Genomic DNA, 21,830 nt, shown 5'->3' with positions numbered 1-21,830 from the left:
CTATGGTGCGTTCTGTCAGGGGAGAATGGTATCTACTTATCGCTACTCTTTTTGCTGCCGTTGGCTGGGTCGCGTCAAAATATGTTTTACAAGAGATGGCTAGCAGCGCCTTTATCGGGGGGCGTTTTCTTATTGCTAGCGGGCTATTGCTTCCTTTTTGTTGGAAGGAACTAAGACATATCTCGATGACATTGACTCTGAAGCTGAGCGCCATCGGTATCTTGCTAGCATTATCGATTCACGTTTGGGTCTACGCTGTCAGCATCACCAAAAGTCTCTCCGAGGGAGCATTTATCATGAGCTTGGCGATGATTATTGCTCCGCTCACTCGCTGGGTATTGTTCCGGCAACGTCCCAACAGAGCATTCTGGCTTTCCTTGCCTATCGCTATAGTAGGCATGGTCTTTCTCACCCTGACAAATGGTTGGAGGATTGATATCAGTCAGGGGTACTTTTTGCTTTCTTCCTGCCTTTTGTCCGTTCATTTTGTCTTAAACAAACGCGCCAGTAGCGCCGCATCCCCATTATCTTCTATTTGTTTGCAAATGTGGGTGGTAGGAATGAGTGGTTTGCTACTTTATCTCATTCATGGTGCGCCTTCCCTGCTTTACTCTGGCAATACTTGGGTTTGGTTCGCAATCGCGACTTTTGTCGCAACTGCATTGAGATACTTAACTCAGACTGTAGGTCAGCACTCAGCCAATATTGAAGTCGCAGCACTAATTATGATCTTGGAGCCTATATGGACACTGATTATGAGCGTAACCTTACTCGGTGAATCACTAAGTGGCTACAAATCACTCGGTAGTGGATTAGTCGTATTGTCCTTGTATCTTTATATTCGTCTTTCTAGGCGGAGGTAGTGTGCGTTTCAGGAAGCAAGTTAAAAGCATTCAAAACCGTTTCTTTTGAATGCTTTTAGTTTTATCGATTAATGAACACGAAGTCTGTCGGTACTGGGCAAAGTATTATTTGAGGGTTTTGCTGTAACTTTCCATTTTGTTTGTCGATCTTAAACCGAGCAATCGTGTCAGAGTTTTGGTTACCCACAACCACATAATTTCCATTAGGTTCTATTGATAAGCCCCTTGGAATACAACCTTCTGTCGAAACCCAGTCGATTGCCGTCACCTTGCCAGATTCTCCGCACACAGCATATACCACGATACTGTTCATTCCGCGGTTAGTGGCATAGATATAACTCCCATCGTCATTAATACAAATTGCTCCTCCAGTATTACCTCCTACGGGAACTTTGCCTGGATTGGTTGGGTCAAATATCGGTCGTTGAAAGTCTGTGTCTGCTGGTAGCAGAGACGTTGATTGTTTCCAAACCATACTCCCAGTCGCTTCATTAACAATGAAGACATCTAACGTTGACGACAGCTCATTGAGTACAAAAGCAAACTGACCATTGGGATGATTGACCATATGGCGAGGTCCACTACCAGAAGCCACTTGTGTTGAAGCTTGAGCGATGGGAGACAGCACCCTATCTTCTTGCTGTATTGACCATGTGTAAATTTTATCACTCCCTAAATCGACGCCAAATAAGAACTTTCCTGAAGGATGGGCCGTCATCATATGTGGATGTGATGCTGATTGACGATTAGGGTCGGCACCTATTTTGTCCAACTTAATAACGACTTCATCAGCCATTAAACCGATTGAACCGTCTTGCTCAATTTGATGAGCAATAAAGTTTCCGGTTCCATAATTGGCACTTACTAAATAGCGGCCACAAGGCGCAACCTCGCAATGACAAGGCCAATTACCATTGGTAGATTGCGTGTTCAAAAAGGTTAATAAACCGGTGTGAGCATCTATTCGATATGCACTAACTCGACCTTCCATCTTCCTATCATCCACGCCCAACTCATTGACACAATATAGGATGGACTGTTCAATATTACATGCTAGATAAGAAGGATTGGCGGACTCCATGACTTGAATAAGTTCGTGGTTACCGCTGTCGTCAATCTCATACACTGATATGCCCTTGGCTGTACTGACCGTGTCTGAGCCAGGTGCAGAATGAGGGTAAGTATAGCTAGCTACATACATATACTTCTTGTGTGTCGACGGACTTTTGTGAGCATCAATCATTCAATATTCCTTTTACAACATCACCTAAGCGAAGAAACTTCGCTTAGGTGAAAGGTCTTTATGCTTTCGCTGAGCTTAGTTCGCTCTGCTCTTCTTCGTTCGACTGCGCTTTCCAGTGCTGCTCAATCTCTTCAAGCGACATTCCTTTGGTTTCTGGCATCACTTTGAGTACAAAAAAGATCTGCGGTACCAGAATTAGAGCAAAGAAAATGAAAATTGCGCCAACAGGGATGATTTCTCGAAGCATCGGGAAGAACTGGTTCAAGAATGCTTGGCACACCCAAATAGTGATAGTGGCAATCGCGACGGCTCGACCACGCACCTTAGTTGGAAAGATCTCGTTCATAATAACGAACTTGATAGGTCCCATTGAGAAGGCGAAGAATGCGACAAATGCACACATCAAGAATACAAGAGCAAAGCCCGTGTCATAGTTATTCAAGAACAGAATACCGATCGCTGTATGAGCCAAGATCACACCAACAGTACCTGTAAGAAGCAGTTTTTTACGACCGGAAATATCCATGAGCCAAAGCGCCACTACGGTAAACAGCACATTTACAATGCCAATGATAGCAAAGCCGCCTAACGAATCACCCAGTGAAAGTCCTGCTTTTTCAAGAATGGTAGGCCCATAAAAGAACACAACTGTGATCCCACTCATTTCAGAGAAGATTGATAATGCAACGGCAATCGTTAGTGCCGTTTTATAACCACCCTTGAATAAATCAGAGAACTTACCCGTTTCTTCCGAGATAACCTCTTTAATTTCACTGATCTGCTTTGATGCCCATTGCTTACCAGCCACTCGTGAAATGATCTGTTTGGCTTTATCTTCTTGGCCATTACTAATCAGCCAACGAGGTGACTCTGGGATTAATAAACAAAGTAGTACAAAGAAAATGCCCGGGATACCTTCCGCCAAAAACATTCCACGCCAAGGCTCTGAACCGAACAACCAGCCTAAGGTGCCTTCTAATTCTCCGCTTGCGATAAGAGAGTCTGACCAGTTCTTAATCGCTGCGTTAGAGAAGAGTGATATCATTATCCCAACTGTGATAGCGAACTGGAACAAAGTAACCATTCTACCCCTCACATTGGCTGGAGAGATTTCAGCAATGTAGAGAGGCGATACCAGCGTCGCAACGCCTACCCCAAAGCCACCAATTAATCGGTAAAAGATTAACGAGTTAGCATCGGAGGCAAACGTACAGCCCATAGCTGAAATGAATAGCACTAACGCTGCCAAAAATAAGTTGTTTTTCCTGCCAAAACGGTCACTTAATTTCCCTGCAACCGCCGTCCCTGCAATAGCGCCAACTACCGCACTACTGACAAAAAAGCCTTCCTGCCATGGCAAAAATCCGAATTGAGCTTTTACCAGACTTATCGTCCCTGAGATAACAATTAAGTCAAACCCAAAGAAGAATCCACCTAAGGCAGATACTAAACAGATAAACCAGAGGTAGTGATTACTCCCACTCATATTTTTTCATTCCTTTTGTTTGTTATTTTTAATTAAAAGCTTGGTTTGTTTACCCATTTCCCTAGAGATGGAATGAACCTTTGTCCTAGCCAAGCAATGCACTCTTTAATTCTTATCGTTATAGGTAATTCAGCTGTTGCACTGTCCTGAGGTTGGTAACCGATCTGTTGAGCCGAACTTTCAAGACACCATTTCATGCCTTTGTTGTTTGACATCAGGTTAACAACGACGTGACCTTCAACTTCAGCAAAAAGTGAACGCTCCATTCCATGCAGATAATCTCGGTCACTCAGCCACATTAGTTGCCCCCAACGCCCCATTTCCATGTGCGCACCAGGCTGGTTATCATGAGTCCATTGAGTCCAGCCAATTCTTGCGCTGACCACACTCATGTCATATTGCTCACTAAAGAAATTACCCATACGTTCACCAACTAATTTGGTTACGCCATAAGGGTTTACAGGATTAGGTAAGATGTCAGGTGTAAGGCGTGCATCGACAAATCGATAGCCACCTACAACCCAATTGGAACTGGCGAATACAAAACGCTTCACACCATGTTTTGCCGCTGCTTGAAAAACATTGATAGTCGCATCGATATTATTGGGAATTGCTGAGTCCCAATTACATTGATTATCTCGGTCTGCAGCTAAGTGGACTACACCATAACAATCTGCAAATACATCCGCCCAAGCGTCATCATATTGGGTAATGTCACCAACAATAATCTGGGGATTATCACTTGGTCTTATATCAAGACCCCACACATCCAGTTGATCGTTTTGCGATAAGTACTCATATAGCTTGTTTCCCAGATGACCTGTCGCACCTGTTATCACAATTTTTCTCATACATTCACTCTATATTAAACTCATTAACATTTCGCAAACTAATATATCAGATGTTAGATATGATATTTCGATCGAGGTCATATTTAGAAAAATGCAGTTTAATAACCCAAAATAGCCGGAATATTAGAAATCATAAGTTACAAATAATAATATTTATAGCAATTGATTCTATTTTGGTTTTATAGACAGAGTGATATGTAATTCAGAATAGAGTAGTAGCAGGATACGAACCTTAAACAAAGCTTGATCGAATTAAAAATCTAAATCGCCGTTCTATAAAGAAAGCGGATACTTTATAAAAATGTTGCAGATTTAACCGGAAATTAAAGAGATATTTTATTTAGGTCAATTCAAGCTACTTTGTTAGACTTCGCGCTTTATTTCCCTTGAGTAATGTATGCTCATAAGCATCGTCTTACTAATCACCGACTGATGTAAGGACTTTTCATGATGACAGATGAAGAAAGAATCGAACTCCAACAAAATAACCCATTACATGGCCTTAAATTAGAAACAATGTTGCAAGAGCTAGTGGACTTTTATGGGTGGGATATTCTTGATACAGCGATGCGCTTTAACTGCTTTCATACTAACCCGTCGATTGCTAGCAGTGTGAAATATCTCAAGAAGACCGAGTGGGCACGAGAAAAGTTAGAGAACTTCTATCTGTATCGTTTTAAGCGTATGCCTCGTGCCTCTGCTGAAGAGTACGATTTACCTCCACGTGCGCGCACTTTTCCTCATGGATTAGAACCTAAAGAACCAATGGCACTGACCGTTGATTCAATTTTGAAGTCTCAAGCGAAAGCTGCCTCTGCTTTCAAAAACCGCTCATCTCGTGGACGTCATTCTCGCTGATAAGCACATTCATAAACTATGAATAAACAACAGCCGCAGCCCTTTTAAGGGCGCGGCTGTTATGATAATAAATAGCAAGAAAATTGCTCACAGAGACTTCACTCGTGTAGGTAGAAACACTTCTCCCAACATACATCTCACGCTACCTCCACCAATGTTCTCAATGGTAGAAACATCAAAAGGAAGCAGTTTTCCGTGGGTAGACAATTGCTGTTTTTGTGCGGGACTGAACGCATCGAATGCGGATTTAGACATCGCGATCACCTTGTCACCATTAACCGTTTCAAGTTGCAAAATATTGCCGCAAAACTGATTAACTTGCTCAAGTGTAATATCAATCACCTGCTTTGTGTTTGCCAAAGACTTCACTACAAATCGACGTTCGTATTCAGGGATCACTTCTGAGCAAATCACCGCAAAGTGCTCACCAACCGCCATCATCACATTGGTGTGGTAGATCGGTTGCCCAGATGGCAGAGCCGTTTGAAATGATACGACGCGATGATAACCAATGCGCTTAGCGTAGTCTTCGAGTGCTTCTCGCTCGCATCGTTGAGAGAGTGCCGCATAAATCGTTTTGTTAACATGATCTTTTACCATCACACCCGTGCTCTCCAAAAAAGCACCTTGCTCGATGTAATTGGTCAACGAGTCCACTGCGACTACTTTTCTTCCCGCAGCTCCAAGACTATCAATCAGCGCCTGTGGCCTCACTTCTTGTTGCCGATTCTTACAAGCCATAGGGAAAGTATAGAAGGCACCTTCATGGGTGGTGCTAAACCAGTTGTTCGGAAAGACTGCATCAGGTGTTTCACTGGCATCCATAGGATAGTCAAACTCAACCACTTGAACGCCAGCGCGGCGCAAGCCAGAGACCATCGCTTTAAACTCAGACATTGCATTTTGCTTCACAGAATCGGCATCAAGAGAAACTTGGTGTTGAAATTCATTATCGGCAGCTGTCTGTGCATTAAAACCAAACTCCTTCGGCGGTACCATCACCACACAATTGGCATTTTGAATTGATTGACCAAGATGCGTCGGCTCAGTTGTTTCGATACTAACTGTCATTCCATGATTCATAGAGGGTCCACTTAACTACTTTTGCGTGCAACAATCTTTAAATTGTAAATAATGTGTTAAATATTAATTTACTGAATACATGACTTTTTCGTTTTTTCAGTACTGTTAATTACTGTTTATCTTTAAAAATACAGTAATAATCACTGCAACCTTTGCCGTAAACCTACTTTCATCAACGGAGTAAGTTAACGGTAAGATGAGAGTCACAGCCAATATTCTGCTGTTAAGTTGCTACAATTGTTGAGCAGTTTGGTTAAAGGTTATACACTGTTTCATATCTGAATTTTCAGACTTCTTTCTCTTGTTCTAACCCGCGAAATGGATCTTTCGCCATGTAAAATTACATTATAAATTCGCTCTTACTATTACTCTTATCCTCGGATTGGAGGATTTTCTGTCTCTTCTCGAAAGCCCTGAATGAACGTTGAAACACGGGCTTTCTAACGATTTAGGTGAATCATGTTTAAGCGCTTTGAAAATTTCACAGAAGCTTTTCCAAAGCAAGAACCCGATCAGCCGCCTGAGGGCATTTTTGCCTTTTGTCGACACTACACACGTGGCTTTGAAAAACCATTACTGCTTATGGCGCTGCTCAGCACGACAGTGGCTATTATCGAGGTTGCCCTTTTTGGATTTATGGGTGAGCTTGTTGACTGGCTGACTTCGAGTAATCCTGAAACCTTTATGGATGAAAACGGCGCAACACTTATGTGGGTGGGTCTGGTGATATTGTTTGTAATGCCTGCGTTAATCTTGGTGTATTCATTAATTACGCACCAAACCTTGCTCGGCAACTACCCAATGTCTATCCGATGGCAAGCGCACCGTTACTTACTCAAGCAAAGCTTATCGTTTTATCAAGATGACTTTGCTGGACGTGTCGCTACTAAGGTGATGCAAACGGCTCTTGCTGTACGTGAAACAGTCATGAAGACGGCGGACGTGTTTATCTATGTTTCCGTTTACTTTACTTCCATGTTGGTAATTTTGGCACAAGCTGATTTACGTCTAATGTTACCTATGCTTTTTTGGCTTTTTGCATATATTGGTATCCAAATATACTTTGTACCAAAGCTCAAAAAAGTGGCGTCTGAGCAAGCCGATGCACGCTCTTTAATGACAGGTCGTATCGTTGATAGTTACACCAATATCTCTACCGTTAAACTGTTTTCGCACAGCCGTCGTGAAACTGAGTACGCGGAAGAAGGCATGGAAGGCTTTTTAGATACCGTTCATCGTCAAATGCGTTTGGTTACTGGCTTTGACGTTGCCGTTCAACTGGCCAACTACATTCTACTGTTCTCAATCGCAGCAATTTCTATCTACCTGTGGATGGGCAGTGCGATTACCGTCGGCTCAATTGCTATCGCAATCAGTTTAGCACTACGTATTAACGGGATGTCGATGTGGATCATGTGGGAAGTGGGTGCACTGTTTGAAAACATGGGTACGGTTGTTGATGGTATTAAAACCCTATCAAAACCTATCGCTATCCAAGACGAACCAAATGCTAAACCAATTAAGGTCGATCAAGGCGGTATTGAGTTCGATGACGTCAGCTTCCACTATGGTGAGAACAAAGGTGTCATCAGCAATTTAAACCTCAATATTAAACCAGGTGAGAAAGTCGGCTTAGTCGGTCGCTCCGGCGCAGGTAAATCCACCTTAGTGAACTTGCTACTGCGTTTTCACGATGTTGAAGGTGGCAGTATTCGTATTGATGGACAACCCATTGATAAAGTTACCCAAGATTCACTGCGCAGCAAGATCGGAATGGTGACGCAAGATACATCGCTGCTTCACCGCTCGATTCGTGACAACATCTTATATGGTAAGCCTGATGCAAGCGAAGAAGAACTTTTGGCTGCAACTCGCCAAGCTCATGCACATGAGTTCATCGATACCCTAACCGACCCATTTGGTAACGCAGGCTACGATGCTCAAGTAGGTGAACGTGGTGTAAAATTGTCTGGCGGTCAAAGGCAGCGTATCGCTATCTCGCGTGTACTGTTGAAAAACGCACCGATTCTTATTTTGGACGAAGCCACCTCAGCACTTGATTCCGAAGTAGAAGCAGCCATTCAGGAAAGTCTCAACGAGTTAATGGAAGGGAAAACGGTTATCGCGATTGCGCACCGACTCTCTACTATTGCCGCAATGGATCGCTTGATTGTTCTGGATAAAGGTGAAGTCATTGAGGAAGGTTCTCACCAAGAGCTTATTAACCACGGTGGTATTTACGCGCAGCTATGGGCTCACCAAACTGGTGGTTTTATAGGTGCGGATGAGGACAACGAACAAGATATCGTTGCCTAACCCTCACCCCTGTGAAAAACGGAGCTCATTCGAGCTCCGTTTTTTATTTACACTTTTATTTCAATAACATATGAGAACAAACCTGCAACAATGTGACCCACTTTTGAAATTTACACTCTCATCAGATTATGCAAACTTTTTCCTACCCAGATCAGTATTTGGTTTGCCATTGATGCGCATTATAACTCTGTCGTTATAAAAAAGGAGTTGTTATGTTTTATGTTCATATGCTGCTACTTTTGGCAGTAATATTTGTAGGTATTCGGTACGGTGGTATCGCTTTTGGTTTGCTAGGCGGACTGGGCGTCTCCATTTTAAGCTTCTTCTTTGGTATCGCACCGGGACAACCTCCCATCGGTGTTATGCTTATCATCCTTGCTGTCGTTGCTGCTTCCGCTACATTGGAAGCCACAGGCGGCCTCAAACTGCTAGTAAAGTACGCTGAAATCTTGTTGAGAAAGCACCCTTCAAAGGTGGTTTTTCTCGGCCCTCTATGTACTTACTCTCTAACAGTTCTAGTCGGAACTGGTCACTCTGTTTACCCACTGCTTCCTGTTATCTATGATGTCAGCATCAAGCGTGGAATTCGCCCCGAGCGTCCAATGGCCATCTCTACCATTGCGTCGCAAATGGGTATTACTGCAAGCCCAATTGCTGCAGCGGCGGCTGTAGTTATGGCAACAGCGGCCACTAACAACTTGGACATTACTTTAGGTCAGGTATTGCTCGTCACTATTCCGGCGACTCTTACTGGCGTTCTCATCGCGGCGACGTGGAGCCTTAAGCGTGGTAAAGATCTTAACGATGATCCAGAGTTTTTAGAACGTTGTAAAGATCCACAGTTTAAAGCGCAATTAATTGATACTAGTGAAGCAAGTACAGGTGCTGCTGGACAACAAGAAGATCAAAAAGCAAAACGAGGACTGACAGTCTTCTTGCTCGGTATTCTAACGGTTATCTGCGTTGCCATGTTTGGCAAAGATTTAGGACTACTGCCTGATGGCGTGAGTACATCCACAGCACTGCAATTTTTGATGCTGTCGGTCGGTGCCATTATCTTGCTAACCACAAATGTTGACCCTAAAAAAATCGTCAATACCAATGTGTTTATTGCTGGTATGAGCGCCGTCATTATCATCTTTGGTATTGCTTGGATGAGTGACACCATCATTGCTCACAACAAACCGTACATTATTAGCTTGGTTGAAGATGTCGTTCAAACTCATCCTTGGACATTTGCTATCGCCATGTATGCCTCTTCGGTATTCCTTAAGAGTCAAGCTGCCGTTCTAACCATCATGTTACCGCTTGGTTTTGCTTTAGGTATTCCTGCAGAAGTACTAATCGGTGTACTACCGGCTTGTTACGCTTACTACTTCTTCCCATTCTATCCGTCAGACTTGGCAGCCATCACGTTTGACCGCTCTGGAACAACGAAAATCGGCAAATACATCCTGAATCATAGCTTCTTGATCCCAGGTTTCATTGGCGTATTTGTGGCAACTTGTATTGGTTATGCACTATCTACCGGCGTATTGCCAATCTGGTTATGGGCTATTGCGGTTGCTGGATTAGCCTTCGCTGTAAACAGCTATATGAATCGTTTGAGCAGTGAAACACTTAAACTGGCTTAATCGATAATCACCACACTTCAAACGGAGCAATTTAGCTCCGTTTTTTTAATATAGATGCTAACAACCACTCTTCGTAAAGCTCGCTGTACTGCTTTTAGCCAAAATTTACACCCTGTAGCACATTGTGAACCCTCTCACAGGCAGCAGAATCCTCTCTTAGTTTTCAATTAGTTATTTTTGCGCTTAGTGTTTGTTATGCCCATAAAATCCACTATGTAGCAAAAATGTTACAAAACTGACTATCACTGCCCTTCTTTGCTAAATCCTTGAGTCAGTTTCTTTTTCTTCGCTAATTAGCCAAATTTTATAGAGGAACCACGCTTTACCAATAGAAAGCTCCTCATCATAAAAGGAGCCCGATGACTATCAAAAGGAAACCTACATGAGCATCAATTTTAACCCTCTCGGCACCGACGGATTTGAGTTTGTGGAATATACCGCAGCAGACGACAACGGCATCAACGATCTCAAACGTCTATTTGACTCCTTGGGGTTTGCAGAAATTGCTAAGCATCGTTCCAAGGAAGCTTGGCTATACCGCCAAGGTGACGTTAACTTTATCGTCAATGCACAGCCTCACAGCCAAGCAGAGGCATTCGCTAGAGTGCATGGCCCTTCTGTGTGTGGAATGGCCTTTCGTGTAGAAGATGCAGGTAAAGCCATGGCTCACGCTTTGGAAAATGGTGGTCAACAATACGTGACCGAAATTGGTCCAATGGAACTCAGTATTCCCGCCATCTATGGAATCGGCGAAAGCTTACTATATTTTGTCGATCGTTATGGCAGCAGCAGTATTTACGATGTTGATTTCAAATTCTATCCCGATGCCGACAAGCGATTGGCAGAACAAGACGTGGGTTTATACGAACTTGACCACCTGACCCATAATGTTAAGCAAGGACACATGGATGTGTGGTCAGGATTTTACGAGCGTATTGGTAACTTCAGAGAAATTCGTTACTTCGACATTGAAGGCAAACTGACGGGTCTTGTCAGCCGAGCTATGACCGCGCCTTGCGGAAAAATCCGAATTCCAATTAACGAGTCCTCTGACGATAAATCACAAATTGAAGAGTTCATTCGTGAGTACAACGGTGAAGGGATTCAGCACATCGCTCTGACAACCGATGATATCTACCAAACAGTACAAACGCTTCGCGAGCGTGGGATGGACTTTATGCCAACACCCAATACCTATTACGAGAAGGTTAACGATCGTGTGGTAGGCCATGGCGAAGATGTTGATCGACTCCAAGACTTGAGAATCCTCATCGATGGCGCTCCAATGAAAGATGGCATCTTGTTGCAGATCTTTACGCAAACCGTTATTGGTCCAGTGTTCTTTGAAATCATTCAGCGCAAAGGCAATGAAGGGTTTGGCGAGGGTAACTTTAAAGCGCTGTTTGAGTCCATTGAAGAAGACCAAATTCGTCGCGGGGTACTTAATGATGCGTAAATGGCCAACGTTCCCTCACAGAGAGGGAACTTACTCCAAACAGGCGCACGCCGATTTTCCTGAAGAAGCCATCTACGAGCGAGAGGCGGGTCGCGAGGGGTTCTTTGGTCCCGCAACCCACTTCCATCACCAACATGCTCCTACTGGCTGGACAGAATGGGAAGGCGAGCTCAAACCGCGTGCTTTTAACCTCAACAATATAGAGGGTGCGCAGCAGACATCGCCATGGTCGATACCCACCGTACTGGAAAATAACGAATGTAAAATTCGAGTATGGCGGCTGCAAGAAGCCATGTCCCACCTCGTTCGCAATGCTGATGGGGATGAGCTGTTGTTCATTCATCAAGGCAGCGCTGACCTATATTGCGATTATGGTCATCTAGAGGTCTCTGACGGAGATTACGTCGTGATTCCCCGCTCCACTAATTGGCGCCTAGAACCGCATAGTCCAATGTTCTTATTGATGATCGAAAACACAGGGGCGGCTTATGCGTTACCTGACAAGGGTATCGTCGGTCAACACGCGGTGTTCGATCCTGCGGTTCTTGAGCCACCAGCCATTAACGACAAGTTCAAAGCTCAATACAGCGAAAATCAAACTCAAGTAAAGCTGAAACGTGGTGGAAAAGTGAATGTCATCACCTATCCCTTCAACCCTCTGGATGCAATAGGCTGGCACGGTGATTTGTCAGTGCTAAAACTCAACTGGCGTGATATTAGACCTTTGATGTCGCACCGTTATCACCTTCCTCCTTCAGCACACACCACCTTTGTTGGAAACGGCTTTGTGGTCTGTACTTTTGTCCCTAGACCGATTGAAAGCGACCCCGGAGCTCTGAAAGTACCGTTTTATCACAACAACGATGATTACGATGAAGTGCTGTTCTATCACGCGGGCGATTTCTTTAGCCGTGACAATATTGAAGCGGGGATGATGACGTTCCACCCAGCAGGCTTTACTCACGGACCACACCCGAAAGCCTTCCAAGCCGGAAGAGAAGCCAAGAAAACCTTTACTGATGAGGTGGCAGTGATGATCGATACCCGCAACGCGCTGCATCATAGCCCAGAAGCGGCAAACGTTGAGAATAACCAGTACGTCTATAGCTGGAAAACAGGAAAATAATATGAAGTTAGCCACATTAAAAGATGCCTCTCGCGACGGCCAACTCGTCGTCGTGAGCCGTGACTTATCACAATGTATTGCAGTGCCTGACATCGCACACACACTGCAATCCGCACTCGACAACTGGGAGCAAACTAAGCCTTTATTAGAAGAGGTGTACCTAGGACTCAATCAAGGGATCTTGCTCCAAGCTATGCCATTCGACCAAAACCAGTGCGAATCACCATTGCCAAGGGCCTATCAATGGGCGGATGGGTCAGCCTATGTCAATCATGTCGAACTGGTTCGTAAAGCCCGCGGAGCAGAAATACCAGACAGCTTTTGGACTGATCCGTTGATGTACCAAGGTGGCTCGGACGCATTTCTCGCTCCAAGGGATCCCATCGTCATGGCAAGCGAACAATGGGGCATAGACTTTGAAGGCGAAGTCGCAGTTGTGACCGGCGATGTACCAATGGGTTGCTCGACCGCACAAGCCTCTGACGCTATTCAGTTGCTGATGCTGGTCAATGATGTTTCGCTTCGCGGCCTTATCCCACAAGAACTCGCTAAAGGGTTTGGTTTCTTTCAATCGAAACCATCCTCGGCGTTCTCGCCCGTTGCAGTCACGCCTGATGAATTAGCAGACGGGTGGCAAGATAACAAAGTGCATTTGCCGCTTATTTCTGTCTACAACCGCGAACCTTTCGGTCACCCTAATGCTGGCATCGACATGACATTCGACTTTGCCCAATTGGTTGCCCATGCAGCTAAGACTCGTCCTTTGTCAGCGGGCACTATCGTTGGCTCTGGCACCGTCTCTAACAAGCAAGGGACAGAATATGGCACCTCTATCGAAGAAGGTGGCGTCGGCTATTCATGCATTGCAGAGCGGCGCATGATAGAGACCATAAGAGATGGTAAACCAAGCACATCATTTATGCATTTTGGTGACACGATTAAGTTGGAAATGCTCGATAAAAACGGCCACTCCATCTTCGGTTCCATTGAACAGGTGGTGGAAGCATACAAGGATTAACCATGACTCAATTTGTACTGTATGAGTATTGGCGCTCGTCTGCCTCTTATCGGGTACGGATTGCTTTAAACCTGAAGCAGTTACCTTACCTATCCATGCCTATTCATCTGCTTAAAGATGGCGGAGAGCAACATCACGCCATGTATGCAGAGCTCAATGCCAACGAGTTAGTACCGACGCTGGTCGATAATGATTTTGACGGTGAAAAACTGGTACTGAATCAGTCTCTCACCATTATAGATTACCTAGACGAACGTTTTCCTCGGCCGCGGTTAACGCCCGTTTCAGGCCGCGAACGTTATCTCGTTACTGCATTGGCTCAAGACATCGCTATCGATTTACATCCCATCAATAATCTACGCGTTATCCAAAAGCTCAGTCGAGACTTTGATTTGAGTGCGGCGGGTAAAACCGAATGGATGCAATATTGGATTGAACTTGGTTTTCATGCACTAGAGAAAAAGCTCATCGATGTGCATGGAGAGTATTGTGTCGGTGATAGCATCAGCTTAGTAGATGTTTGTCTGGTCCCTCAGCTCTACAACGCAGAGCGGTTTGGCGTAGACATGAGCCCGTTTCCAATCATTACATCAATTTGTTCGAAACTTTGTGAACATCCAGCTTTTGTTGCCGCAGAGCCAGAAAGGCAACCCGATGCCAGTTAATGAAAAAGACCAGCGTCAAATGCTGGTCTTTTTTTGCTATTCAATAAATTAGGCCAGATTAGATGGCGGCCAAGGTCGATGCTGCTCAGAGTCGACCCATTCCTGTACCCATTGTGGCGTTTCGTTGTCTGCAGGACTTACGCCTGCGGCATCCACTACATCAAGCGGCGCAACGATGCCTTGTTTTGATGTGACACCCGCTCGAATCAAAACCGATGAGCAAGGCTCGCCTTTCACCCACATAGACTGTTCGAGGTAAAACCACTTGTCATCTGTTGCGACGCATTGGGTTTTCATGGTGATTTTATCAAACATGTGGATGCGCTTTCGATAACGAACTGAGCTGCCTGCAACGACTAGTCCCCAACGTTTTTTCTTTAACGTCGACATCAAGCCACATTTTACAGATAACGCCGTACGTCCGAGATCATATAAGGTTAGTATGCGGCCATTGTTGAGCTCAAGAAACAGATCGATATCCCATGGGTGGCAGCGAAATTGGATTTCATCTTGTTGTGTGTAGGAAAGTGTTGGCTGCTTTTTTGATTGAATAATGGTTTTTGCCAACCGGAAAAAAGGGTACATAGGGTTACTCATATTACTGATTGACCTATAAACATAGACCTAATTTGGAGGTTTTACTCTAATATCTCTTGTTTTTGTGAACATAACATTAACTATGGCGATCAATACCTGTAACATTAGGATTTTACCAATCGTGGATTTAACATGTCGATATCGCCAATTGCTGTGCGCCTCACTCGCGGAACTGATTTGAAAAAAGCATTGCATAAGCTGGTTGCTGAACACCAGATCCAAGCAGGCTCCATTGCCTCATGCGTCGGTTGTCTGTCACAAATATCGATGCGTTTAGCAGGAGCAGAGCACACTCTTAAACGCTCTGAGCCGTTTGAAATTGTCTCTTTGATGGGAACTCTGACACCTGAGCATCAACATGTACATATCTCTGTCGCTGACAGCAAAGGCAATGTATTGGGAGGACACCTCTTAGAGGAGAGCATCGTTGATACTACAGCGGAACTCATTGTGCATCGTTATCCAGAGCTAGTGTTCGAACGCGAGCTAGACACAACAACGGGGTATACCGAACTTCACGTGATTTCAAAGGATTAACCGTAAAAGCTACATCCTACGTAATATCCATTGGTGGATTATACTAAGGCAAAGCTTTGCTAAGATTGAGTCAAATATAAGGAACATTCATGATAGCTAAAATCATCATCACGCTACTGGTTGTGCTCGTTGGGTACATGTTTTACAAAAACAGTAATGCGCCCTCTTACCTCGGTGTACACAATGGTAAATTCGCCCCCATGCCTTCTACACCTAATGCAGTTTCATCACAAACTGATGACCCAGAAAAGTCAGTGGAAGCACTGAGCTTCAATGACCTAGACTCAGCCAAACAGAAAGTAGTCTCTGTGCTCAGCACTATGGGTGGCAACAAAATCGTAGAAGACGACGGTGACTATCTGCACGTTGTTTTCACCACACCTACAATGAAGTACAACGACGACGTCGAACTGTATTTCGACACGAATAGTGGTCTTTTACATTACCGTTCTCAATCGCGAACAGGATACAGCGACAAGGGATTGAATCGAGAGCGTTACAATCAGTTTAGTACTCTCTACAACGAGTAGTCCTGCCGTTCGGTAACCTCTAGTAAAAGTTTGCTGCATCGCACAGCCGAGATTCTAAAATATGTTAGGATGCGATTACATTAAGATTTGGGGCATTAACAATTTGAACAATAAAGTAAAAGTCCTATTTGTCGCTCTCGCTTTAGGCGCAGGTTTTTTTATTCCTAACCTGCTAAAACACGAACCTTCTGCTGATGTTGCTCTCACCGATTACTGCATGCTTTCACAGCAAGTGTGCGAACAGCAGGGAGTCAAAATGAAGGTAGACTCACCACGCGTCACACCTCTAACACCTATTACGGTCGAAGTATTTTGGCCAGAGTCTGACGCACCTAATTTGAACATCTCATTGCAGGGAAAAGAGATGAACATGGGAGTGGTAAAGTTTCAGCTAGAAATGATCAAGCCTGATGTGTACCAAGGCGAAATCATCTTGCCCGTCTGTGCTGAAGATTCAATGACATGGTATGGCACGATCTCCAACGGTGATAGCGATATTAAGGCAGCGGTAAGGATGACGGCACGATGAAAAAACTCTGGATTGGCGCACTAGTTGGGGCATTTGCTTTAGGTTTTGGTGCTAAATTACTGGTGGACAAGCATAATGAGTCATTACTGCATCAAGCTGAATTGGATCAGTTGGCGCAAGTGTCTGAGTCCGTACTTTTTGGAGAAGGTGGCAAACCTGTCGCCATCTTTGATCAAGCTGATCCTAGAACTCGCATTGTGTACTTTGGCTTTACTCGTTGTCCCGATGTATGCCCTACCTCACTCGCCATGCTCGCTGGAGCGTTGAATCAAATCGACGATGAAACCAAACAAACACTCAGACCCATGTTTGTTTCCCTTGACCCGGAGCGGGATGCGGCAGAAGCCTCTGCTGAATATGCGCAGTATTTTCATCCTATGATTGAAGGATTATCAGCACCTTTAGAGGTCACTAAACCACTCGCTCACAAATATGGGGTCATCTTTCGCAAAACAGAGCTGGAAGATTCCAAACTAGGCTATACCCTCGATCATAGCTCATATTTCTATTTCCTAAGCCCAGACGGTACGCTTATTGAAAAAGTACCGCATACTTTAACTCCTGCTCCTATCGTTGAAGCCATCAAACGCATCAATGCTCAGGGATAAACTAACGACAACAATGGACTAAACCATGAAGCTCAACAAATTGATACTTCCTCTACTTGCTCTAGCACCGCTATCTATGGCTCACGCTGCTATTGACGTCAACGACGCATATGCACGTGCAACGCCACCAAACGCCACCACCAGCGCCGTGTTTGCTATCATCGAGAATACTGGCGATAAAGATCGCGTTATTGTAGAAGCGGCGTCACAAGCTTCATCTGTCGTGGAACTGCACGATGTTATTATGGACGGCGACGTCATGAAGATGCGTCAAGTGAAGAGTATTACTGTACCTGCAAACGGTCAGACCATCCTTAAGCCAGGCAGCTTACATATAATGCTGCTAGACGTTGAGAAACCAATGAAGGAAGGTGAGACCATTAATGTTGAGCTGACCTTTGCTAATGGTGAAGTTCAAGTATTAACCGTGCCTGTGAAAAAAGTCATGTCAGGCATGAAGAAACACGCCCATCACTAAGAACTAAAAGGCCAACGCCACGAAGGGGTTGGCTTTCTTTCTGATAAACTAATGCCCCTTCTTTGCACTCACTAAACTAGACACCACTACAGCCATATAGAACACACCCGTAATCGCCTGTAAATATACAGCGACCTCTGCAAGTGGACTATTAGGGCTATAGTCGCCGTAACCCAGTGTGGTTAATGTGACAAAGCTAAAGTAAGTCACTACCGAGAAGTTGCTTCCCCATTTATCTGAATGCTCAATCCCATTGATTGCTGTTGGGTTAAAATCAATCAGCAACAAATAGATCGCAGCCCAACCAAGCCCCATGACTAAGAACAAGGCAATGGAACCCACTAACTTATTGTTATCAATCTCGGAAGAAAGCAAAATTTGATGTGCAGTCGACTGAAATACACCATAGAAGAAAGCCAACATCAGCACTAACATCGCCACATTAGCGTGCCCACTGTCATAGAAGGTGTGGGTAACAATTGCAATAAGCATCATGATACTGACACTTACCAAGTAGATATACCAACCCTTTGAAAACTTCATGCTGATCAAGCAAATAACAAAACTGTTGAGCACGACAGGCTTCAACAGAAAGTCGAGGTCATCGCCAGGAAGTTCACGCGATAGAGCGCCTATGATCAGAATAAGAATGAGAGAAAGAGTAAAAAAAATGAAATTGTTCGATTCATTGATTGATCGCATAGCTACTCCAATATGATTGTCCAAATTTTCACTGCCATTATTTAGTGAAAGCTAGGTAAAGTTTTTTGTAAATAACTGAATATTGGTACTAATCTTAAGAGGATCCCTTACCAATTTAGAATAGTAACAAGCAAACGGAGTTGCCAATGCGTCTACCAATTATATTGGTGTTAACAGCGCTTATCGCTGGGTGTAGCAGTAGTCCCCACGACAGCACTATTCGTGTTAATGAATCTAACTATTTACAGGCACAAATCGGCCCAAGAGATGAGACAGTTAGTATTGTCAATGAACCATATCGAATTTGGGGCGACCAAGTACCTAAAAATCTTAAGACACTGAAGGAAGACTATTACGACAAGGGCAACCTCGACCTTTTGAAGAATGCACCGGGCGCACCAAAAGTGATTGGTGATCGTTTCAATGTTCTCGTACTTTCCGGTGGTGGTCCTAGAGGTGCCTATGGTGCTGGTGTAATTAATGGCTTGAAAGATAAAGGTGAGCTACCCGAGTTTTCTCTTATTACTGGGGTTAGTGCTGGCGCCTTGATTGCTCCATTTGTTTTCGTCGGCGGTGACAAATACGACGAGCTCAAAACGGTCATGTTAGGCCTAAATGATGACATGATGCTAGGGGGAACCAGTATCTTTAAGATCCTGTTTGGAGATGCATTCTCTGAAGGGGATAACTTCTACAAAATGGTTCAAAAAACCTTTGATGATGAATTCATAGAAGAAATCGCAAAAGCTCATCGATCAGGTAAACGTATGTTAATTGGTACCAACCACTTTGACTCTGGCAGGCAGATGATATGGAATGTAGGACGCATCGCCACCAGTGACCTGCCCAATAGAAATGATATTATCCATCAAGTTCTTGCTGCCAGCTCATCCATACCGGGTGTATTCCCTCCACAGTTCATTCCCGTTGAGTACAATGGTCAATCTTTAGAAGAAATGCATGTAGATGGTGGATTATCAAGCCAGCTATTTTTCGACCCTGTGGGCTTTGATTTCACCAAAGTAACCAAAGCGCTTGGATATGAAAAACCACCACACATTTACATCATCCGTAACGGACGACTAAGAACAGAATTCAAGTTCATCGAGGACGATACTGTCAGTTTGGCGGCTCGCAGTGTGGATAATTTAATACTCGCCCAAACCAGAGGTGATGTTTTCAGAGAAATGTACATCTCCAAAAAAATAGGTGCGAAGCTGTTCTTAACTTATGTCGATGAGAGCTATACTCAAAAGCCTCAGGACGGTAAATTTTTCGACCCCGATTTTCTCAAAGCCTTGTATGATTATGGTTACAAGAAAGCAACTAACGAAAAAGTTTGGGTCAATGAGATCCCATTGATTCGCCAATCTCCTTAGTCTCTTATCACTTAAACAAAAAAACCGCTCTTATTGAGCGGTTTTTTTGTTATTCCCCGGAATCTTCCGTGTGATTACGCTTATGGCTGTTATGGTGCGCCGTTTTATGATGGTGGTGCGTGGGTTTATGCACATTGTGGCCACCATGAAGATGACGATGCTCATTGCTTTCTTTGTCTTGGAAAGCTAAATGATCTTTGTTGTGTTTGTGCTCGACTTCGTTTCCGTACTCGCGCATCATTTTTTCATGTGTCGCTGATTTTGTATGTTGCATTGACATGGCTAACCTCTTCTAAAAATTATTTATATTCGACAACGCGAGCAACGTAATCTGTGATTTCAATGTCACCGATGCTGTTCTGATATAGGTCTACAGAAAAGAAATCAGGAGCATCTTTAGATACTTGACTCTCTACTTTTTTAATTAGGTTCTCAAAGTTTGCTTCGCTGTATACAGTGAATGTTTTTACTTTTTCTAAGTTGTTGGCTTTCGCTTGATCTGCCGTAATGTAGGTATCACGATACTTTGCAGAAAGTTCATCCACACTGTCAGTAATGGTAAAGCCATTCTGAGTATTACTTACAATATATACATCATCAGAAAGCTTAACTTCTTGGATGCCTTTCATTGCTGTCGCCATTTCTTGTTTGTTATGGTTCACATCAGACATGTGCTGAAGTGATTCTGCGTAGACGCCAGATGAAAAAACGACTAAAACAGGTAGTAGATATTTAAACATAATAAGTTCTCTTGTGGTCATGTTGTGCGATGAGATTAATTTCTCATGCTTTGTTCTCACTTAACAGTGAAGGTTCTTTAAACGTCAATTAAGCCTTGTTTAACTGAGTTTAAAAATAATGTCTCACCCCTAAGGTGAAGGCGATATCTGTAGAGTTATCCATATTAAACAAGTTCTCGGTACCCGATATTTCTAATATGGTATTATCCCAATAATAACGATAACCTAGGGTCGCTTCATTGACGTTTTCTGAAAAAGCCGTCTGGTTTAACGCACCTTGATATAAATGATATTCTGCAATAATTTCATGGTTAGAAAGGAATCGATAACCATAACCAATTGCACCTTCCCAAGTGAATTCTTTGAAATACAGATCATCATCGATATTTTTATCGGCATGATGAACTACTCCTAACGTCGAATAAATAGAGTGTCCACTTTTTGCGTATGACCAATTCAATTGTAAATTTTGTTCAAAGCCACCTGATGAGAATTCGTAATCACTTTTATTGTTGTAATATAGCGACCCACCGATTGCCAATGCCTGATGTTCAGATTCATAAAGTGAATACTGAAGATACAGCGACACGGCGCTTTCCAGCGTATCGCCTTCAAAGTTGTTGTTATGAACACCATAGGTATCACTATCGACGTTGAAGCTATCGTCTTCGACTTCGTCACGCCCATCAAGCTTCAGTCCAGCAGCATTATGGAATGACTTCACCAAACTATCTAAATGGTTATTATGGGCCCACGCAAACTGATAGCGTAGCTCAAGCTGTATCTTATCTGCGGGTGACCATTGCACCCCCGTCGTTATTCTATTTTGGTAGTAATCCATTTGGATATCATCACTGGTGATCCAAACGCTGCCGAAGTTGTACGTTGCAAACAGTTCGGTTTTATCATTAGTAAAACCGCTACGAAGTTGTGTTGCCAGCCCTAATGACTGTACTGGAGCTTGAGCATCTACTTTTAATGGCGATGATTTAATATCTTCTGCCATTGCATAATTGGTACCTAATAATGTCCATATCACTAGGCCTATGAGAATGTTTTTCATCATAACCTCTGATATATATAGTTCTCAGAAAATTAACTGAGAAATTAAAATGATAGTTAATTTATATT

The 21,830-nt window shown here is 43.7% G+C and carries 23 protein-coding genes; 14 read left to right on the top strand and 9 right to left on the bottom strand.

The annotated features are described in order from the left end of the window. Positions 1–2: 2 nt before the first annotated feature. Positions 3–863 (top strand): DMT family transporter, encoded by an 861-nt coding sequence (locus tag VME0621_RS23510; protein WP_062461890.1) that lies wholly within the window; start codon positions 3–5, stop codon positions 861–863. 61 nt (positions 864–924) lie between these two features. Here the strand turns inward: VME0621_RS23510 and VME0621_RS23505 are convergent, their stop codons facing one another. Genes VME0621_RS23505 through VME0621_RS23495 form a run of 3 tightly spaced genes read right to left on the bottom strand, consistent with a single transcriptional unit; the run spans position 925 to position 4,443 of the window. Beyond that, the gene (locus tag VME0621_RS23505) at positions 925–2,106 is read right to left on the bottom strand and encodes a lactonase family protein (RefSeq protein WP_062461887.1); all 1,182 of its coding nucleotides are present in this window, start codon (positions 2,104–2,106) and stop codon (positions 925–927) included. 58 nt (positions 2,107–2,164) lie between these two features. Then, positions 2,165–3,592 (bottom strand): sugar porter family MFS transporter, encoded by a 1,428-nt coding sequence (locus VME0621_RS23500; protein WP_062461884.1) that lies wholly within the window; start codon positions 3,590–3,592, stop codon positions 2,165–2,167. Positions 3,593–3,624: 32 nt separating this feature from the next. After that, positions 3,625–4,443 carry an NAD-dependent epimerase/dehydratase family protein gene (locus VME0621_RS23495; protein ID WP_062461882.1) on the bottom strand — a complete coding sequence of 273 codons (819 nt, stop codon included), beginning with the start codon at positions 4,441–4,443 and terminating at the stop codon, positions 3,625–3,627. A 447-nt stretch (positions 4,444–4,890) separates the two neighbouring features. On the opposite strand from VME0621_RS23495, the gene VME0621_RS23490 reads away from it, so the two are divergent. Beyond that, positions 4,891–5,301, top strand: coding sequence for a VF530 family protein (locus VME0621_RS23490; RefSeq protein WP_062461879.1), 411 nt, complete (start codon positions 4,891–4,893; stop codon positions 5,299–5,301). A gap of 87 nt (positions 5,302–5,388) precedes the next feature. Here the strand turns inward: VME0621_RS23490 and VME0621_RS23485 are convergent, their stop codons facing one another. Further along, positions 5,389–6,372, bottom strand: coding sequence for an arginine deiminase-related protein (locus tag VME0621_RS23485; RefSeq protein ID WP_062461876.1), 984 nt, complete (start codon positions 6,370–6,372; stop codon positions 5,389–5,391). 471 nt (positions 6,373–6,843) lie between these two features. On the opposite strand from VME0621_RS23485, the gene VME0621_RS23480 reads away from it, so the two are divergent. The 6 genes from VME0621_RS23480 to maiA all read left to right on the top strand — a co-directional run bounded on the left by VME0621_RS23480 (position 6,844) and on the right by maiA (position 14,599). Further along, on the top strand, positions 6,844–8,700 hold the full coding sequence (locus VME0621_RS23480) for an ABC transporter ATP-binding protein (RefSeq protein WP_038230834.1): 1,857 nt from the start codon (positions 6,844–6,846) through the stop codon (positions 8,698–8,700). A gap of 212 nt (positions 8,701–8,912) precedes the next feature. Further along, complete coding sequence (locus tag VME0621_RS23475) at positions 8,913–10,334, top strand: anaerobic C4-dicarboxylate transporter (RefSeq protein WP_038230835.1); 1,422 nt, start codon at positions 8,913–8,915, stop codon at positions 10,332–10,334. A gap of 382 nt (positions 10,335–10,716) precedes the next feature. After that, positions 10,717–11,790, top strand: coding sequence for a 4-hydroxyphenylpyruvate dioxygenase (gene hppD, locus VME0621_RS23470; protein ID WP_062461873.1), 1,074 nt, complete (start codon positions 10,717–10,719; stop codon positions 11,788–11,790). After that, positions 11,783–12,916 (top strand): homogentisate 1,2-dioxygenase, encoded by a 1,134-nt coding sequence (locus tag VME0621_RS23465; protein ID WP_062462013.1) that lies wholly within the window; start codon positions 11,783–11,785, stop codon positions 12,914–12,916. The genes hppD and VME0621_RS23465 overlap by 8 nt, the downstream gene beginning before the upstream one ends. Before the next feature lies 1 nt (position 12,917). Then, positions 12,918–13,934: a fumarylacetoacetate hydrolase family protein gene (locus VME0621_RS23460; protein WP_062461870.1), complete on the top strand. Its 1,017-nt coding sequence runs from the start codon at positions 12,918–12,920 to the stop codon at positions 13,932–13,934. Between the two features lie 2 nt (positions 13,935–13,936). Beyond that, positions 13,937–14,599, top strand: a complete 663-nt coding sequence (maiA, locus tag VME0621_RS23455) for a maleylacetoacetate isomerase (RefSeq protein ID WP_062461868.1) — start codon at positions 13,937–13,939, stop codon at positions 14,597–14,599. A gap of 48 nt (positions 14,600–14,647) precedes the next feature. Here maiA and VME0621_RS23450 read toward each other — a convergent pair whose 3' ends face one another. Then, on the bottom strand, positions 14,648–15,196 hold the full coding sequence (locus tag VME0621_RS23450; RefSeq protein ID WP_231892995.1) for an acyl-CoA thioesterase: 549 nt from the start codon (positions 15,194–15,196) through the stop codon (positions 14,648–14,650). 132 nt (positions 15,197–15,328) lie between these two features. On the opposite strand from VME0621_RS23450, the gene VME0621_RS23445 reads away from it, so the two are divergent. The 5 genes from VME0621_RS23445 (at position 15,329) to VME0621_RS23425 (ending at position 17,878) form a co-directional block, all read left to right on the top strand. Beyond that, positions 15,329–15,733, top strand: a complete 405-nt coding sequence (locus VME0621_RS23445; RefSeq protein WP_038230841.1) for a PPC domain-containing DNA-binding protein — start codon at positions 15,329–15,331, stop codon at positions 15,731–15,733. Between the two features lie 89 nt (positions 15,734–15,822). Beyond that, positions 15,823–16,263 carry a DUF1499 domain-containing protein gene (locus VME0621_RS23440; RefSeq protein WP_082795556.1) on the top strand — a complete coding sequence of 147 codons (441 nt, stop codon included), beginning with the start codon at positions 15,823–15,825 and terminating at the stop codon, positions 16,261–16,263. Positions 16,264–16,324: 61 nt separating this feature from the next. Further along, positions 16,325–16,792: a hypothetical protein gene (locus tag VME0621_RS23435; RefSeq protein ID WP_062461865.1), complete on the top strand. Its 468-nt coding sequence runs from the start codon at positions 16,325–16,327 to the stop codon at positions 16,790–16,792. Continuing rightward, entirely contained in the window at positions 16,789–17,400 is a 612-nt protein-coding gene (locus VME0621_RS23430; RefSeq protein ID WP_006070200.1) for an SCO family protein, read from the top strand. The genes VME0621_RS23435 and VME0621_RS23430 overlap by 4 nt, the downstream gene beginning before the upstream one ends. Before the next feature lie 25 nt (positions 17,401–17,425). Then, positions 17,426–17,878 (top strand): copper chaperone PCu(A)C, encoded by a 453-nt coding sequence (locus tag VME0621_RS23425; protein WP_062461862.1) that lies wholly within the window; start codon positions 17,426–17,428, stop codon positions 17,876–17,878. 48 nt (positions 17,879–17,926) lie between these two features. Here the strand turns inward: VME0621_RS23425 and VME0621_RS23420 are convergent, their stop codons facing one another. Further along, a complete protein-coding gene (locus VME0621_RS23420) occupies positions 17,927–18,580 on the bottom strand; it encodes a potassium channel family protein (protein WP_062461860.1) in 654 nt (217 codons plus the stop codon). Positions 18,581–18,726: 146 nt separating this feature from the next. Between VME0621_RS23420 and VME0621_RS23415 the strand changes: the two genes are divergently transcribed. After that, positions 18,727–19,959 carry a patatin family protein gene (locus tag VME0621_RS23415; protein WP_062461856.1) on the top strand — a complete coding sequence of 411 codons (1,233 nt, stop codon included), beginning with the start codon at positions 18,727–18,729 and terminating at the stop codon, positions 19,957–19,959. Between the two features lie 49 nt (positions 19,960–20,008). Here VME0621_RS23415 and VME0621_RS23410 read toward each other — a convergent pair whose 3' ends face one another. The 3 genes from VME0621_RS23410 to VME0621_RS23400 form a co-directional block, all read right to left on the bottom strand. Continuing rightward, positions 20,009–20,239: a hypothetical protein gene (locus VME0621_RS23410; protein ID WP_062461853.1), complete on the bottom strand. Its 231-nt coding sequence runs from the start codon at positions 20,237–20,239 to the stop codon at positions 20,009–20,011. Positions 20,240–20,258: 19 nt separating this feature from the next. Next, complete coding sequence (locus tag VME0621_RS23405; RefSeq protein WP_051868401.1) at positions 20,259–20,699, bottom strand: hypothetical protein; 441 nt, start codon at positions 20,697–20,699, stop codon at positions 20,259–20,261. Between the two features lie 109 nt (positions 20,700–20,808). Further along, a complete protein-coding gene (locus VME0621_RS23400) occupies positions 20,809–21,765 on the bottom strand; it encodes a DUF3187 family protein (protein WP_081411530.1) in 957 nt (318 codons plus the stop codon). Positions 21,766–21,830: the final 65 nt, after the last annotated feature.

The organism is Vibrio mediterranei (assembly GCF_900088415.1).
In the GTDB taxonomy this organism is placed as follows: Bacteria; Pseudomonadota; Gammaproteobacteria; order Enterobacterales; family Vibrionaceae; genus Vibrio; species Vibrio mediterranei.
This window is presented reverse-complemented; position numbering and strand designations above follow the sequence as displayed.